Raw genomic sequence first — 15,285 nt, forward strand, 5'->3', positions numbered from 1 at the left:
ACGCTGCACTCGGATAACAGATGCTTGTTGTCAGGTGTCGACCAGGCGCACCAGGGCTATCGCTGCGCGACTATGGAATACATCAAGGGTATGCGCGGCATACCGGTTGGCGGCACCATGCGCCGTCCACCACTATCCTGCATGCCGTCAAAACCTTTCCAGCCATTGGCGTAAGGGTACTCATCCAGCCGTGCTACGCATAAACCAGCCTGGCTCAAGGCCGTGGTCACCTGCCCCACACCCCAGGTAAATTCATGGCTGGCATGCGGGTTCACAAAGTCTTGCTCACCTGCCTGATACTCTCCCACCGCCAGGCCATCACCGGATTCCGCCACATAATCACTGACCCCACTCTCAGCCAGCGGCGCAGTATTGAAGTAGTCGTAGCACATCGTCCAGTCTTGATCAAAGACCATCGCATATGGATGGAATTCGATAAACACAAAGCGCCCTCCAGGTTTCAACACGCGTGCAATACCCTGCGCCCACGCATTTAAATCCGATAACCAGCATAAGGTGCCATAGGAACTGAAGACCAGGTCGACACTTGATTCAGCGGCATGCGCCAGGTAATCAAATACATCAGCCCGCTCAAAGCGTGCAGGTATGCCGGCATCAGCAGCAAGCTGCGTGGCGAAATCAATTGCTACATCCGAGATGTCTACACCGGTGATATCCGCACCCAGACGGGCGATACTCAAAGTATCCTGTCCGGCATTGCATTGCAGGTGCAAGGCCTTGAGGCCGTGCACCTCGCCGAGCAGTGCTAACTCTTCAGGGAATAAGGTAGAACCACCATTGCGGAAAAACTGCGCCTGGTCGCCCTTATGGCTATTGTGCGCGCGCGTTGCTGCATTCCAGGAGAGTCGGTTAGCTTCATGTAAATCTTTACGCATATCATTTTTGATCGAAGCTCAGTCCGATAAAGGCTGGCTAGCTAGTCGCTACGCTCTGCTGTTCCGCCTTCTTATCGACAGTCTGTTCGTCTTCCTTCTTATCTTTATCGTTATCCAGTGAGACACCCTGCGTCAGCATATATTTGGCATAGGCTTCCAGCAAGGCCGCCATGAAGGACTCTTCCGTTTTGACCGGCCCCCAGCCTTTGTCCGTCAATTCTTCGACCTTGAGGTCCTGGCCGTCGAATTTGACGCTGAGGGCTTTGGGATCCTGCGCATCTTCGAAATCCTTGAGGAATTTTTTCACAGATGAGGACGGGTGATCGCCAGCGAAGGCATTCATTGCACTCTTCAATGCGGCATCGCGCCCCATGGTGGCGGAACCGATCGCACCATCAAAGCCACTGCTGAGTGATGGATGATCGGCCAGCATTTTTTTGAACTGGGTATTGCGCGGATCACCGCTGAGCTCGTAACCATTCGCGCCTGCAGTGACACGCAAGACCGGCGGCACATTGATACCGTATGCCTTCAATGCATTACTCAAGTCCGTTGCGAAGTTAGCAGAGTTAGTCGCGCCGACCGGTGTTACCGCCGACAGGCTTTGCGCGATCTGCACATTGTTATTCGCCGTTGTACCCAGGACATCGGCGAACTGTGTGCTCGGTGTTTTTCTATACTGGGTAAAGGTGTTTTGTAGTGCCGCTATATTATCCAGATTGATTCTCGTCACGTCCGTGCTCCTGTCTGATGTTATAAGCCGGCAGTGGAATGCACAGTGGCCAGCGCCACTATTGTGACTATGGATAAAAGCGCCATCATCTTTGAACAAAGGGGTATACACCCGTCAACTCCGGATTTGCTATGCACGGATGCTGTGCTAACTACGCTTATTTGTCGGAGAAGTAGCGCGCCGGTGACTTGCCTAATGCTTTCTTGAACATCGTGATGAATGCACTGACCGAGTCATAGCCGAGGTCTTCCGATACACGCTGCACCGTCGCGCCGGATGCCAGGCGTTGCAGGGCAATGATCAAATGTAATTGACGCCGCCAGCGGCCAAAGGTCATACCTGTTTCGTGCAGTACCAGCCGCGCCAGTGTCCGTTCGCTCATCGCGAAGCGTTCACCCCACTCGGCCACCGTGCTGCGATCATCTGGCTGCTGGGTCAGGGCACTGGCAATCTGGCGCAGGCGCGCATGATCAGAAACTGGTAAATGCAATTGCTCGGTCGGCATCAGGGTCAGCTCACTCAGCAGCACTTCAACTAGCCGCGCGGTATGGCTGTCCGGCGCATACTCTTGCGAGGTATCGGCCAGATGCAAAATCATTTCGCGTATCAATGGCGTCAACGCCAGTGTCGCGCACTCAGTCGGCAACTGCGCCGCACCGGGTTCGACGAACAGGAAACATAAACGCGCATTCGCCGTGGTGCGATTGCTGTGCGGCATGCCACCGGGTATCCAGACCCCGCATTGCGGTGGCACCATCCACAAACCACCCGGCACTTCGCAAGTAACGCCGCCATGCAAGGCCACCACCAATTGTCCCTTGCGGTGCAAATGAACCGGCGACTCACATTCCGATCCTTCGGTATCGATGCGCAAGGCGGTCGCAGGCTGTGACAGGCGATCTGCGTTGTAATCTATGGAGCCCAGCAAAGTGACCATACGGGAATTTGACTGTTTTTAGATATTAATTGTCATTATCCACAAATTCTTTAAAGCCGTTGCAGATTAAGCTGGAGGCAGTGATTTTTCAGCGAGATATCGTCGTGAAACAGCATTCCACAGCCTCAGCACCCACCACAGCACAACTGGCCAGCCCGGCCCTGCTGCTGTTTGGCATCCTGCTCATCGCCACCAACCTGCGCGTGCCGTTTACCAGCGTCGCGCCGCTGATCGACGGCATACGCAGTGATCTCGGCCTGAGCTCAAGTGCGGCTGGTTTGCTGATTACTTTGCCGCTGCTGGCTTTTGCAGCAGTATCTCCGTTCGGCTCTACCGTCGCGAAAAAATTCGGTATTGAACGTTCACTCCTTGCCGCCCTGCTGACCATCGCGGCCGGTATTCTGTTGCGCTCGGCAGGTACGGCATGGGCTTTATATCTCGGTACATGGATCATAGGCAGCGGTATCGCCATCGGCAACGTGCTCTTGCCCGGTTTGCTAAAACGCAGCTTCCCTGACCAGATCACCAAATTCACCGCCATCTATGTATTAACCATGGGTGTGGCTTCGGCACTCGGTTCGGTCTTTGCGATTCCTCTGGCAGGACTCTCGGACTATGGCTGGCGCTTTGCGATGGTGGCGTTAATCGTCCTGCCCCTGCTCAGTGCTGTCATCTGGCTGCCGCAATTAAAGCGACATACTGAAGTCAGCGGCAACACCACACCACCACCGCCGTCAGCACCAGTATGGCACTCGGCGCTGGCGTGGCAGGTCAGTCTCTTCCTCGGCTTCAATTCCTTCGTCTACTACATCATGACGACCTGGTTGCCAGCCATGCTGACTGACGCCGGTTATTCCGCAGCAGAGGCCGGTAACCTGCACGGCCTGATGCAACTCGCAGCGGCAACACCAGGCTTGCTGATCGTGCCGCTGGTCGGCCGCTTCAAGGATCAGCGTGGGATTGCATTCGGTGCGTCCATGTTGACAGTCATTAGCATCGTCGGCCTGATGTTTGCACCCGGCCTGGCCGTGCTCTGGACTTGCGTGTTTGGTTTCAGTGCCGGTGCGACCCTGATCCTCGGCCTGTCCTTCGTCAGCCTGCGTGCGACCAGCAGCTTGCAGGCAGCGGCACTGTCCGGCATGGCGCAATGCATAGGCTACACACTGGCAGCAATCGGGCCGACACTGATAGGCCGTATCCATGATGCGCAAGGCAACTGGCATTCAACGCTACTGATCAGCGCCAGCGCTGCTTTCCTGATGGCTTTGTTCGGCCTATATGCCGGACGTAATCTGCACATAGGCAAGCGCGCTTAAGTCTGCCCACTAATCGGCATGCATGGTCATGCCGGTTTTTTCTGCGAGATCGTGCAAGTCCTGCCCGCTACCGACCAACAGCATACGGGTGTGCAAATCTTCGCGCACCCGACTGCTGACACGAGATCCGAGGCAACATAGCTTCTTCTCGCGCAAATCCACATAGACCAACTCATATTGCTTGCCCAGCGAACGCCACAATGCATGCGCTCCGGACGACTGTCGCGCACCGCTGATCAGGCTATGGCCACCATCCAGCCACCAGCGATAAATTGCCGTCGCGATGCCACGTCGCTGATACGGCGGCGCGTACTTCGAATGCGTGGCACGTAAATGTTTATCCTGCCGCCGATTCAGTTCTATCAGGCGATTGAAGATGGTGTAACCGGCGAGACAAACGCGCTTCACATCTTCGACATAAATGTAATGTTCGCCGTCAGCAACCCGATAGCGAAACTTCAGCCCCGGGAAATTGATATCCAGCGTCGGCAAGTCATACAAGGCATCACCGGGGCGATGCAGGCGACGGTTAATCGCATCCAGCTCTTTCTCGACTTCGGATGGCGGTAGTTGTACATCGATGCGCAGTTCCAGCAAACCGCTGGCCCACATCGATAAAGGAAAGGAAGCAAACAAGCTGCTCAATCTCACCCCCAGGTATTTCTATACGCGATACTTTTTTACACATGCCGTCCCGGTCTCAAACCAGGCACGCCCCACCCCACCATCCGCTCATCAGCCGTTGCGGCTTGCTGCTTGCATGTACTTGCGCACTGGCTTCCCATGCTTCGACCTGCACCACCAGTCCGGCATACACGCCATAGCCTTCACCGGCGCGTATTTCTTCCTGCGCCTGCAAACTCTCGCCAGCCTTGATCGAACCCTGCGCCACGATAGACTGCCCTGCCTTGATGCCCCAGTTTGCTTCCAGATGGCTGTCGCACAGTATGCTGGCACCAACCGCAATGCCATTGCCCACCCAGATGCTGTCATGCGCAGTCATCGCACCACCCACCCGTATATTCTTGTGGCAACGCAGTACGCCTTTGGTAATCAGGTCTTGGCCGACCATCAAATTGCCATCCAGCGTCAGGCTTGCACCACAGATCACTTCCCATTCGGCGCGCACATCACCACCGCTGCGGATCGCATCCTCGACTTCTATGCCCCACGCCACCTTGATATCGCCGCCCGCTTCCAATGTGCCGTCGCAACGTATGCTGCCGCCGGCCTGCACGTCTTCGCCGGCAATGATGGCCTTGCCGGCACGGATGCCACCGCCTGCACGTATCGAACGGCCAGCACGCAACACGGACGCGACTTCTATATTGCCCTGCACTTCCAGCGTGCCAGCAAACACCATCGCTTCGGCATCAATAGCGTCAACCTTCAGCACTTCATCGGTAGGGCCGAACTGCGTCAGCAACCAGCACGCATCATCTACCCGACCTGCATCGACCAGTGCATTCAACAGTGGCTGGTAATCACTACCGTCGGCATGGTTGCGCAGGAACCAGCGAAAACCATCCGCGCACGGACGCTTGTTCTTGACGAAATTTTTGGTCAGGTCCATATATCCCGCCCGGTAGAAAAGGAAATGCGTTCGGTGTCAGCAAGCTGGCAAGCATGCATATCCGTAATGTGGTCGTACTGAAACCCGGCAAGACGCTGCTTGCCGCAAATAATTGAAGACATGAGGTGATCCCAAAGCGCGGCCTGCGCCCGGATACGGGACGGCCGCTATCGCGCCTGGCTTAAGCCCGGCGATAGATGATGCGCAAATGAGAAAAAGGAAATATCGCCGGGCTTAGGAATCTGCTGCCGGCTGGAGGACGTGCTCTGCGCCCAGGAACCTGAGCGCGTGCGAAAACAGAACGGTCATCAAAGACTGTTCTGTTGCAACGTTGCTCACGGAAGTAAGGTGAAAAGACATAGACGTAAGTTTAGGCCATCTGCCAGCAAGGGTCAAACCGCGGCCCCTTGCCAGATTGTCCATGCCATCACAACCAGTACCGTTGTGCGTACACTATGCTCATCACTATCCCGGCCACAATCACAAACCAGCGCACGATGTAAGCAGGCAGTACTCGCACCAATAACCCGCCTAAATATCCTCCCAGCAAGGCACCTGTCAGCATGACCAAAGTCTCAGGCCATTGCACTGCATCCTGCATGATGAAGATAGTGACGGCCGCCAGACTCACTGCAGTGGCCAGCAAATTCTTCAATACCTTGACCTTGCGTATATCGTCAGGCTCTTGCAAAGACAGTACTGCCGTCAGTATCACGCCCAGGCCTGCACCGAAGAAACCGCCATAGATAGAAGCCGCGCCCAACACAGCCAGTCCACGCCGCTGGCCAGCTTCCGTACCAGCACGTCGTCGCTTGGCCCAGCTACTGATAGCGGGTGCAAACGCAAACAATAAAGTCGCAAATGCGATCAGCGCCGGCACCGGCAACACAAACCAACGATCAGGCAGCATCAGCAAAAGTAATGCGCCGAGCACACCGCCCGTCACACACAGCGACAAAGAGATGAGCAGATATTTATCCGGTGTCGGTAATTTCTCGCGATCAGCAAACGCCGCGATCAAATGTCCCGGTGCAACCGCCACCGCATTCGACGCATTCGCAATCACAGGTGTGAGACCGGCGGCCAGCATCACCGGGAAAGTAATCAGTGTGGCACCACCAGCCAATGCATTGATAATGCCGCCCGCAATACCGGAGATAAACAGAAGAAAAATAATCATCGCATCCATGGCCAACCTTTCCTGTATCAGGACAGGCTAACGATAGTAGGACGGATGATCTAGAACGTTTGTGACTAGCGCATGCGATTGCGGTAAGCAGCAGGCGTGACGCCAAATGCGCGGAAGAAATGGCGACCGAAATGACTCTGGTCTGCAAATCCGCAATCAGCCGCAGTCTCCGCCACGCCAGCACCATCACGCAACCGCCTGCGCGCTGCATTCAGGCGCGCAACGATGCGATAAGCATGTGGCGACATGCCGACGTCGCGTACGAATTTTCGGCTGTAAGCTTCACGGCTCAAACCGCTGGAAGCGGCAATGTCGGCGATAGACAATATGCTGTGGCGGAGCTCTTCCGTGCAGGCAACAGAACGTACGACTTGTGTCGCACCTTGTTGCGTCGCCAGCACCGACGCTATCTGCATCAATGCCGGAAATTGCTGTGCATATTCCGGCGTGTAATAAATATTCAGGCACTGCGTACCTGCAGCGACATGGGGCAAGCTGCGATGCGGCACACCCGCCGGTACGTATAGACACTGCCCCGCTTTCACATGCATGACTTCTCCATGCAATTCAAACTTCCGGCTACCAGACAGCACCAGCGTCAATTGCCCTTCATCATGAAAATGCGTACCCAAAGCCGGCGCCGCATCCCCTGTCCACAAGCCATACTCGGCAGCGCTCACGCCGCCATCACTCCAGTAAGTCCAGTATTCACGCCTGTGCATAAGATCCACCAGAAAAAATTGAGCAGAACATTTTCGGATTTCAATTCTGCATTGTTGCACACGAAAAAATATTCCGCGCACGCAATTCCGCAATTCCCACACGAGTTTAAGTGTATGTCTGATTAACCCGCGAGCCATGCTTACCTAAGATAAAACCTCCGTTTCCTACAGGAGGATGGAATGTCCAAGACAGACATGCTCGAGCAAGAGAAGCAATCCGATCTCAACAATGCCACACCCACTCCGCCACCTGATGCACAGGTGCGGCTGCGCAAGAACGCGGAGGAAAGCGACAAGCTGGATAACCCGGAGCGCACTAACGATTCAACCATAGATCCGAACAAGCCCAAGCAAGACATACTAAAAGGCTTCCACGGCGGCTAGACAATTCCAGGGGCCAGGCAAGCTGCATCCCCTCGTCCCGCTTCACCTCAAGGAGTTACTGCTATGAACAAAGATCAAGTTAAAGGCAATCTGAAACAAGCCGAAGGTGCTATCAAGGAAATGACAGGCAAGATCATCGGCAATAAAACCCTGGAAGAAAAAGGCAAGCTGGAAAAGCACGCTGGCAAAGTGCAGGAAAGCTATGGCGATATGAAAAGCAGTATTAAAAGAGAAAAGCAATACTAAAAATGGCGCCCTGGTTTAATCCGCCTGCCAAATAAAAAAATGGTGTTCAGTTCACACTGAACACCATCAAAGGTACTGCACACGAAGAGCACACAACAAGCAGATGGAACCGATCCACACGGCTCCATCCGATCACAACATCAACCTGACACTTCCTCCAGCGAACGACCTTTGGTTTCCGTTCCCATCACAATCACCACCAGTGCGGCAATACCGAAGGAAATCGCACCCAGGGTGAACACACCTGTATGTCCGGTCATAGGCAGGATCACACCCACTGCGAACGGGCCGAGCAAGGAACCCAGGCGTCCGACCGACGAAGCAAAGCCAGAACCGGTAGCACGTGAACGAGTCGGATACAGTTCCGGCGTATAGGCATACAGCACCGACCACATACCAAACAGGAAGAACTGCATGCACAGACCGGCACCTATCAATTGCGCGACCGGTGCTTGTGCGGTCGCCACCTGACCATATACATAAGCAGCACATGCACTACCTATCAGCATCAACACGCAAGTCGGTTTGCGTCCCCACTTCTCCAGCAACCAGGCAGAGAAGATAAAGCCGGGGATACCTGCCAGCGAGATATAAACGGTGTACATCACGGACTTGGTGACTTCATAACCAGCTTGCTGCAACAAGGCACCAAGCCAGGTCGTCAGGCCGTAGTAGCCGAGCAAGGCAAAGAACCACAAGGCCCACAGCATCATCGTACGTTTCGCATACACGCCATGCCACAGTTCGGCAAACAAGGCGCGCTTGTCCTGCTTGCGTGGTGCTTCATTGATGGCCGGTGCAGGCGTAGGCAAAGGTTTGCCGCCATTGGCCTTGATCACATTCTTTTCTATCTTGGTCGTTACCATGTCGGCTTCTGCATCACGACCGACCTCTTCCAGCCAGCGTGGCGATTCAGGCACGTAGCGACGCACGATGAATACAAAGACTGCAGGTATAGACAAGGCGATGAAAATACCGCGCCAGCCTATCAAAGGCAGTGTCAGGTAAGCGAGGATACCGGCAGCGATAAAGCCGAGCGGCCAGAAGCCTTCCAGGATAGCGACATATTTGCCGCGACTCTTCGCAGGTACGATTTCCGACACCATCGATAAGCCGATCGGAAATTCCATCCCCATGCCGAAGCCCAGGATCACGCGGAATATCATCAGCCAGGTCACATCCGTAGCGAAGCCGCAAGCCAGGCTGCCGACGCCCCAGAAAATCATGCTCCACTGGAAAACAGGCTTGCGTCCAAACTTATCTGCCAGCATCCCGGCAATAGCAGCACCAAGGAACATGCCGAGGAAACTGGAACTGGCCAGCAAACCGGCCTGGGTAGTGGTCAGCGCAAATTCAGCTTTGATAGACCCGAGCACAAAAGTCATAATGCCCAGATCCATCGAATCAAAGAACCAGGCGGTGGCGATAATGCCGAATAGGGAACGCTGGTAACGGGTCATGGGCAAACGCTCAAGACGCGCAGCCACGTTGGCGCGGAGGGTTACCCCGGTATGTACATCCATCTTTGTCTCCTGTTGAACCGCCGTGGCGATTCGATTGTTCTGTTCTATTTATTATGCGTAGTGTCTAAGCACGTATCGTGTCGCACTGAACTGATATATTACATGAATTCTAGTGACATTCAATGTGTTTTTTTATTTTTTATAGCAAATTGCAGATGGGAAATACGCGGCAAACTTTAATGCGCGACAGCTGCAAACAAAAAAAGAGGACTACGTAAATAGTCCTCTTTTTATTTACCTCGTCATGTGCGGGATGCCCGCACATGCAGCATCAAAAACGCTGGCGGATACCCACACCGGCACTGACACCGCTCGATTGCTCGCTCAGCTTGTCATAGCTGACGATGCTATACACATCGGTGCGCTTGGAGAAGAAGTAGTCATAACCGAGCGAAACAGTATTACGCACTATCGACGAGGTCACGTCCGTGCCGCCCAGTACTCCACTGAAATCACCCGTTGCTTTGACATTGGTCCTGGCCCACGACAGCAACACAGAGCCCTGTCCCACCGGCATGCTGGCACCGAGTTGCACTGTGTTTGACTTCAGGTCGTAACGCGCAGCGTCTGCGGCATTCAACAAATTGGTAGTTGAGTAATTCAAAGTACCGTACAGCTTGATGAACTGCATGTCATAAGCACCACCGACAAACCAGGTATCGTTCTTCGACGCGCCCAAGGTATAAGTCGCACCGGTTACCCGGTTATACGGCGTGAATGAAAACACTTGCGAAGGCCCCACCGTCGTATCAACCGGATTACCCAACTTCACGGACTGGAAGTAAGCACCGAACGAAAGCGGGCCATTTGCATACATGGTATTGGCACCATAGTTATTCTTGCTCGAATCACCGGCTTGCTCACCTAGCTGCAGGAACAGACTGGTCGTAAAACCACCCAATTTAGGCGTGACGTACATGATCTCATTGCTCCACGCCGTGTCACCTGCAACGGTGGCAGACCATGCCCGCCCGGCATAACGGCTGGACGATGTTTGCGTATGCAAACCTAAAGGCGAAAACTGGAACGAAGAACCGAACGGGTTGAATGTCAGCGACGGCACGAAGTTAGGCGCCAGATCGCGACCCAGCGACACCGTACCGAAAGAACCCGACAGTCCTACGTTGGCATCGCGGGAGAACATGGTGTCCGTGCCGAAGCGCCCCATCGCGCCGACGTCAGGACGCATAAAGCCGGTCAGTGCAAAGTGCGCCTTCAGCCCATTGCCCAGCTCTTCCGTCCCCTTGAAGCCCCACCAAGAAGTTTGCAGGCCACCACTATTCACCACCGATGTGGCGGCCGCATCACCACTGCGTTTGATGGATCCCGCATATACATCGAGCATGCCGCTGACCTGTACGCTGGTCTGCGCAAGTGCCTGTGCAGAAAACGCACACGCGAGCAGGCCCAGCACGCTGCCGACGGCAGCATGTTTTATTTGTTTCATTGTTAGTTCCTTTTTAGATAGACAAACTGATTGCTACACTCTGGTTGGCTCTTATAGTCATTTGCACCCTTTATTAGTAAGGCATCCGGAATCCACACTTCATATAATGTGGTACACCACCTTTATAAGAAAAAGAATAGGCGAGTACTCGCCTACAGAACTGACATAGCAGTTACCGTGCCAACCGGTATTCATGGTTAAAACGCGGATCTTTCACAAAACTGGTGAAAGAAGTGGAGGCACATTAGGTGGTATGCCACATTAATGTGCATTGATGGAATGGGAGCTATCTTAAAGCTACCTTGCTTCGAAGAGACCTGCGTGCCTATGGCAGCTACCTCGTTAATTGACTCAATATAAGCATACGGAACCAACTGTAACCCTGGCTGTCGTTAATAATGTTGACGCTTCGTCCTCCGCAGTTGCGCATCGAAATGCGTCACACAAGTGCATGGATGGGAATACTCATTCGTTTGTGAATGATTCGTTCTGCCGACCAAGCCCATATTGATTTCTCGTCGGCAAACGAAACTTATGGAGGCTGACATGCTTAAAAGCAAGGAAGCGATCACTATGATCGCAGTCAAGGATATACAGGTCGCAGCGGAATTTTACGAATCCACGCTTGGCCTGCAGAAGGAATCAGTTGAAGGCGGTGAGGTCATTACCTATCGTAGCGGCAGTACCAAAATCAATATATACCGGTCGCAGTATGCCGGCAGCAACAAGGCGACGACGCTGATGTGGGATGTCGGCGATGAGATTGACACCATTGCACGTACATTGAAAGACAAGGGTGTCATCTTTGAGCATTACGATTTACCCGGCCTGACACTTGAAGGTGATATTCATGCGGGCGGCGACATGAAGGTCGCCTGGTTCAGGGATCCGGATGGCAATATTCTTAGCATCGTTTCGGGGTAGTTGGTGACTCAAAAGTATAGAGCGTCACCATTCAATTTGAGTGAGCCATGGATATCGTTAAATGCCATCCCTTATAAATTGTTCCCATTTGCGATAGCGGTTCGATGAAGCTCATTAATACGTTGGACCGCATCTTTTCCGTGTGCAATGTGGGGAAGTACAATTTCGCTATCCTTCGTAAACCTATGCCCCACGCGAATGGTATACGAGCGTAACAACCAACTCCAAAAACCTGTAAAGAATACTGCTTCATCCACATCCCGCCATTTCACTCCGGAAGTTCCTTTAGACCAAGGCAAGATTCCGCTGTATACCCATACGCCCTCTTCATCCGCGTAAAGACTCACACTTCTGATTGAAAAAATTTGATAAATCGTAAGTATCAAAAAAAAGACTGCGATGACGCCCGCGACAAGATACTGCTGATACGAATATAGGGCTGTAGCGATAAGTAACGCTATTAACAGCACAGTAATTGGACGTATATATGCGGTCCAAGACATGGAGTAAACAAGGTCTGCTGAACTCGCTGAATTTGAATTTCCTAGATTTTGCGATGACATATTAATTTATTGCCGTTGAGAAAGTTGGTCGTAGTATGCCGGGAAACTAATAATTAGTAAAAGACTACGAATATAGCCAGAATTCCCTTGGAATAACGACTCATTGCCATGAACACATGAGTGTGAAAGCAAGAAAATCTAGACGCATGTTTTTAGGCTATACCCAAAAGAACTTATGAAATACTTCACAAAGAAATTGGACTCCAACTTCGGTAACCTTCTTGCAGTACGAGTGCAAAACCGGAAAACAGTCGGGAAACCGACCTAAGCGTTCCCGCAAAATATAAAAGTGCACATACCGGGGTAGCCGTGTTGAAGACTGCCAGTGTGTGAGGGCGCATCTGCTTGATCCATTTGCAGGTGCCGGTGGGTTCTTTATTGGAGAAGTGATGTCGCTCAATCTTACTGACATTTTTGAAGTAATAGGCAAACTAGTGGTCACCTTAGACCAACATCCAATCGGTGCAGCATTTCTAATCATACTTACGGCATGGATTGGAATGCTTACCTTGGTGTGGCTGCTCAAGCGGTGAATCAGAAGAACGATGAGCACTGAGGTCGCAAACAAATGAGCGGCTGCTTGTCCGTATTAACTATTCATTATTATTTCCAAATGGAAAGCATTACAATTTTGATTTTTATACGGGCTGACAAATGAAAAGATTCTTAATCGCCACACTAGTCTTGGCATTGACCGGATGCGCTTCAAAGCAACTTGCAGTCAACGATGCGAAAGGTGTTCCTTACAATCGTGTAATGAAGCCAGCGTTGCTGCAAGAGAAACCGGGGACGGTAGGAATTGTCTTCATTCGTGAAGATGCAGCAATCCAAGGCGTACTCGGGTCGCTGAACGTGTGGGTAAACGGAGAACCCCTAGCTAGCCTTCATGCTGGTGAGGCGGTACGACTCTGGATGAGTCCTGATTTGCATGTATTTAGCTTGACGACGATGACGCGAGGCTCTGAACAGTTCCGACCATCCGAACTGAAGTACGGCGAGAAAAAGGTCGAGGTGGACGCGAAGCTTACTCGTAGTTATGAAGTCAGAATTGATCTGACGACTGCCGGTTTAATGGCAGATGTCACTAGCGCTGAGGCGCGTAAATAGGTGAGTGTTCCTCTTGCCGATTCCTCCTTGATTCTCACAGAACTAGTCGCTCACGGCTGTACTCGAGACACCTTCGCGACCACCTTCCCTCCTCTATTCGAGAAGCACTACGGGAGACCGTTTGATGTCCGAGACGCCCACGACCTGATGCTTGCTGAAGGTGTCTTTAGTGAAGCCTTCGGGTGGCTTGGGGATAATGGGGTGGTCTACCGATAGGTGGCTGGAAGGGGTACCCCACGGGGGGAATACTTCCCCACATGATTATCGAGGGGTGTCTCACATTTTTTTGTTAAATTATTTCTGATTACAACTCTTTCTGTAATCGAGTTCAGTGCATCTGAAATTCATATTTCCGCCATCGATGTTGCGAATTTTCGGCTCAAATTAAAGTGATAGCTGCCTAATCATCTTTATTCCGGCCAATTTTCAGGCAAATCGAATATTTCGCGTAACGACCTCCCATCCGTATCGATTAAACGTGTTCCCTCAATGTACCGGGTAGGAAACATGTCAAAGCAATTTAGCAAAGGTATGTTAGCGGATGGATTTAGATATATTGTCGACCGACGAGAAGCAAGAGAGTAAGGCGTAAGATCGTTGAATATCCATACTGCGGAAGATCTTTTATTTTGAGGGCCATGCGGCCCTTGCCACGCTCCATTTGGAACCCTACGGGAGCCACTCCGCTCTGGATAGTCCAAGTTCTCTACCCATTGCTCTTCACCGAAAAGTGCTTGTACCTCGTCGATCGGATCTAGGTCGAATGAATCGGAATTTATGGCGATCACTAATGGCATCGTAATATCACCATATCGATTAGCCTTAGAGCTAACCGCAGCTCGAAGTGGCTCCCACGCATTAATCCATCGAAGTCCCATGCGCATAGCTCCAACTAACCTCGTTGTTGTTCCACGTCGTTCGGGCGACACCGGAAGCGCTCTAAGGGTGACCTCCCACGCCTCATGGCGCCAAGTCATCGATGGCATAGCGTCAAGACCTAATTGCGACAATCGATCTGCTAGGGCATTCGCGTCTAACGAATTCAACCATTCATGCGTAACACGAATGAGTGTGCGGGCACTTGGTTGGGTTGTAGGATTACCTTCATGCTGAACATCTACGGTGAACAAAGCATGGGGTGCACCATCCAGTAAATCGATGGTTGTATCTTTCATGGCCTCAGCTGCAGCGTCACTACCATCACGCGTACCCGCTAAAACGGCCTCTAATAAAAAATTACCCCCATCCGGCGAAGTCACTAAAAAATCCGGTCGTCTTGCAGTTCCAGTTCCCGGATCTGGATGTACAGACATTGAGAACCCGCAACGATGCAGCGTCTCGTGCAGCAACAGCTCAAATGAGGCGGAGCGGAAATTCACTTCATTTCCAGAGGTAATACGGGCGATAAGATCCCCTTGGTCGTCAAGGGGATAGTTGCGTATCGCGTTGCTGAGGCACGCCCTGACTGCAGCCATCTCTGGTCGCGCAGATCGGTCTAAAAATGCAAAACTGGACTCAGCTACCCGTTTCCTAGAGCTATCTGCGCGGATGATGTTTGAGAATGGCATTGACTCTAACGATTGAATTATGGGATATCCTGAATCGCCCCGAGTTTCTTAGACACTCGCAAGCCTCTCGAAGTACTGCTTTTCATAGTTGACGGGCGAAAGCCGGTCAGCATGATTATGACGTCGTTTGACGTTGTAGAACATCTCGATGTAATCA

Annotated in this window: 17 protein-coding genes; 5 read left to right on the forward strand and 12 right to left on the reverse strand. The window is 52.4% G+C overall.

Annotation, left to right across the window (positions count from 1 at the left end; all coding sequences use genetic code 11):
- Positions 1 to 56: 56 nt before the first annotated feature.
- The 3 genes from IXC47_RS04365 to IXC47_RS04375 all read right to left on the reverse strand — a co-directional run bounded on the left by IXC47_RS04365 (position 57) and on the right by IXC47_RS04375 (position 2,566).
- Positions 57 to 896 (reverse strand): class I SAM-dependent methyltransferase, encoded by an 840-nt coding sequence (locus IXC47_RS04365; protein WP_195874802.1) that lies wholly within the window; start codon positions 894 to 896, stop codon positions 57 to 59.
- A 37-nt stretch (positions 897 to 933) separates the two neighbouring features.
- Positions 934 to 1,629, reverse strand: a complete 696-nt coding sequence (locus IXC47_RS04370; RefSeq protein ID WP_175625356.1) for a hypothetical protein — start codon at positions 1,627 to 1,629, stop codon at positions 934 to 936.
- Between the two features lie 157 nt (positions 1,630 to 1,786).
- The gene (locus IXC47_RS04375) at positions 1,787 to 2,566 is read right to left on the reverse strand and encodes an AraC family transcriptional regulator (RefSeq protein WP_195874803.1); all 780 of its coding nucleotides are present in this window, start codon (positions 2,564 to 2,566) and stop codon (positions 1,787 to 1,789) included.
- Positions 2,567 to 2,670: 104 nt separating this feature from the next.
- Here IXC47_RS04375 and IXC47_RS04380 point away from each other — a divergent pair, with 104 nt between their 5' ends.
- Positions 2,671 to 3,882, forward strand: a complete 1,212-nt coding sequence (locus tag IXC47_RS04380; RefSeq protein ID WP_195874804.1) for an MFS transporter — start codon at positions 2,671 to 2,673, stop codon at positions 3,880 to 3,882.
- Positions 3,883 to 3,891: 9 nt separating this feature from the next.
- Here the strand turns inward: IXC47_RS04380 and IXC47_RS04385 are convergent, their stop codons facing one another.
- From IXC47_RS04385 to IXC47_RS04400, 4 genes are all read right to left on the reverse strand, one after another.
- Positions 3,892 to 4,494: an N-acetyltransferase gene (locus IXC47_RS04385; protein WP_195874832.1), complete on the reverse strand. Its 603-nt coding sequence runs from the start codon at positions 4,492 to 4,494 to the stop codon at positions 3,892 to 3,894.
- A gap of 88 nt (positions 4,495 to 4,582) precedes the next feature.
- A complete protein-coding gene (locus IXC47_RS04390) occupies positions 4,583 to 5,455 on the reverse strand; it encodes a hypothetical protein (protein ID WP_195874805.1) in 873 nt (290 codons plus the stop codon).
- Between the two features lie 427 nt (positions 5,456 to 5,882).
- Entirely contained in the window at positions 5,883 to 6,644 is a 762-nt protein-coding gene (locus IXC47_RS04395) for a sulfite exporter TauE/SafE family protein (protein ID WP_195874806.1), read from the reverse strand.
- 65 nt (positions 6,645 to 6,709) lie between these two features.
- Positions 6,710 to 7,366 (reverse strand): helix-turn-helix domain-containing protein, encoded by a 657-nt coding sequence (locus IXC47_RS04400; RefSeq protein ID WP_195874807.1) that lies wholly within the window; start codon positions 7,364 to 7,366, stop codon positions 6,710 to 6,712.
- A gap of 180 nt (positions 7,367 to 7,546) precedes the next feature.
- Here IXC47_RS04400 and IXC47_RS04405 point away from each other — a divergent pair, with 180 nt between their 5' ends.
- Together IXC47_RS04405 and IXC47_RS04410 are read left to right on the forward strand one after the other, a co-directional pair.
- Positions 7,547 to 7,750, forward strand: a complete 204-nt coding sequence (locus IXC47_RS04405) for a hypothetical protein (RefSeq protein ID WP_195874808.1) — start codon at positions 7,547 to 7,549, stop codon at positions 7,748 to 7,750.
- A 63-nt stretch (positions 7,751 to 7,813) separates the two neighbouring features.
- Entirely contained in the window at positions 7,814 to 7,996 is a 183-nt protein-coding gene (locus IXC47_RS04410) for a CsbD family protein (RefSeq protein WP_175625349.1), read from the forward strand.
- A 140-nt stretch (positions 7,997 to 8,136) separates the two neighbouring features.
- Here IXC47_RS04410 and IXC47_RS04415 read toward each other — a convergent pair whose 3' ends face one another.
- Positions 8,137 to 9,519, reverse strand: coding sequence for an MFS transporter (locus tag IXC47_RS04415; RefSeq protein ID WP_195874809.1), 1,383 nt, complete (start codon positions 9,517 to 9,519; stop codon positions 8,137 to 8,139).
- A 271-nt stretch (positions 9,520 to 9,790) separates the two neighbouring features.
- A complete protein-coding gene (locus IXC47_RS04420) occupies positions 9,791 to 10,966 on the reverse strand; it encodes a porin (protein ID WP_195874810.1) in 1,176 nt (391 codons plus the stop codon).
- 546 nt (positions 10,967 to 11,512) lie between these two features.
- Between IXC47_RS04420 and IXC47_RS04425 the strand changes: the two genes are divergently transcribed.
- Positions 11,513 to 11,890 carry a VOC family protein gene (locus IXC47_RS04425; protein ID WP_195874811.1) on the forward strand — a complete coding sequence of 126 codons (378 nt, stop codon included), beginning with the start codon at positions 11,513 to 11,515 and terminating at the stop codon, positions 11,888 to 11,890.
- Positions 11,891 to 11,961: 71 nt separating this feature from the next.
- Here IXC47_RS04425 and IXC47_RS04430 read toward each other — a convergent pair whose 3' ends face one another.
- Positions 11,962 to 12,393, reverse strand: coding sequence for a hypothetical protein (locus IXC47_RS04430; protein WP_195874812.1), 432 nt, complete (start codon positions 12,391 to 12,393; stop codon positions 11,962 to 11,964).
- Positions 12,394 to 13,107: 714 nt separating this feature from the next.
- On the opposite strand from IXC47_RS04430, the gene IXC47_RS04435 reads away from it, so the two are divergent.
- A complete protein-coding gene (locus IXC47_RS04435) occupies positions 13,108 to 13,560 on the forward strand; it encodes a hypothetical protein (RefSeq protein ID WP_124573517.1) in 453 nt (150 codons plus the stop codon).
- Between the two features lie 410 nt (positions 13,561 to 13,970).
- On the opposite strand, the gene IXC47_RS04440 is transcribed toward IXC47_RS04435, so the two are convergent.
- On the reverse strand, positions 13,971 to 14,939 hold the full coding sequence (locus IXC47_RS04440) for a hypothetical protein (RefSeq protein ID WP_195874813.1): 969 nt from the start codon (positions 14,937 to 14,939) through the stop codon (positions 13,971 to 13,973).
- A 237-nt stretch (positions 14,940 to 15,176) separates the two neighbouring features.
- Positions 15,177 to 15,285: IS3 family transposase (locus IXC47_RS04445; RefSeq protein WP_195874814.1), on the reverse strand; the 109-nt coding region annotated here is incomplete at its 5' end.

Origin of the sequence: Herminiimonas contaminans (assembly GCF_015645465.1) — a bacterium.
GTDB classification, from domain to species: domain Bacteria; phylum Pseudomonadota; class Gammaproteobacteria; order Burkholderiales; family Burkholderiaceae_D; genus Oxalicibacterium; species Oxalicibacterium contaminans.